Raw genomic sequence first — 1,310 nt, forward strand, 5'->3', positions numbered from 1 at the left:
GGCTGATGGTCTCAAGCGTCATGTAGCGGGCCCGCTGCACGGCCCATTCATCGTTCTGTTCGAGCAGCAAGGCGCCGACGAGACGGACGATGGCGTCGTCATTGGGGAAGATGCCGACGACCTCGGTCCTGCGCTTGATCTCGCCGTTGAGGCGCTCGATGGGATTGGTCGAGTGGAGCTTGGCACGATGTTCCTTCGGGAAGGTCATGTAGGCGAGCACGTCGGGCTCGGCGTCGTCCATGATGGTGGCGAGCTTGGGCACCTTCGGCCGGATCTGGTCGGCGACGGCGCGCCATTGCGTGCTTGCGGCCTCGGCCGTCTCCTGGGCGAAGGCGGTGGCGATGAAAGCCGAGACGACGCGGCGCCCGCTCTTGCCGGCATGCGCCAGCACGTTCCTCATGAAATGGACGCGGCAGCGCTGCCATGTCGCGCACAGCACCTTGGTGACGGCGGCCCTTGATGCCTTCATGGGCATCGGAGACGACGAGCTTGACGCCGCGCAGGCCGCGCCGGGTCAGCTTGCGCAAAAACTCCGTCCAGATCGGCTCGGCCTCAGACGTGCCGACCTCCATGCCCAGCACCTCGCGCCGGCCGTCCGCGTTGACGCCGACCGCGATGATGACGGCGACCGAGACAATGCGCCCGCCGCGACGCACCTTCAGGTAGGTGGCGTCGATCCACAGGTATGGCCAGTCGCCCTCGATCGGCCGGTCGAGGAAGGCCTTCACCTTGCCGTCGATCTCCTCGCACAACCGGCTGACCTGGCTCTTGGAGATGCCGCTCATGCCCATCGCCTTGACCAGGTCGTCGACCGAGCGCGTCGAGATACCCTGGACGTAGGCCTCCTGGATGACGGCGGTCAGCGCCTTCTCGGCCATGCGCCGCGGCTCCAGGAAGCTCGGGAAGTAAGAGCCCTTCCTGAGCTTGGGGATGCGCAGTTCGACGGTGCCGGCCCGCGTCTCCCAGTCTCTGTCGCGGTAGCCGTTGCGCTGGACAAGCCGCAGCGGGTTCTTCTCGCCATGGGGCGCGCCGGTGGCGGCGCCCACCTCCAGTTCCATCAGCCGCTCGGCGGCAAAGCCGATCATCTCGCGCAGGATATCGGCGTCGGGGGTCTTCTCTACGAGCGTGCGCAGGTTCATCATGTCGTTGGTCATCGGTGGTTCCTTCGAATCAGGTTGTGTCAGCAACCCAACCCTACCGAAGAACATCGATGACCGCCGCGAAGCCGCTCGCTCGCTACAGCGCTGTTGAGGGCGCGCTCGCCAGCGGCTTCGCTACCGCCGACCTACACCACGCGGTGGGACACGACC

1 pseudogene is annotated in these 1,310 nt (G+C 66.3%); it reads right to left on the reverse strand.

Annotation, left to right across the window (positions count from 1 at the left end):
- A pseudogene (locus BQ8794_RS29130) lies at nt 1-1,154 on the reverse strand (IS256 family transposase); the annotation flags it as partial.
- Nucleotides 1,155-1,310: the final 156 nt, after the last annotated feature.

Origin of the sequence: Mesorhizobium prunaredense, assembly GCF_900156895.1 — a bacterium.
GTDB classification, from domain to species: domain Bacteria; phylum Pseudomonadota; class Alphaproteobacteria; order Rhizobiales; family Rhizobiaceae; genus Mesorhizobium; species Mesorhizobium prunaredense.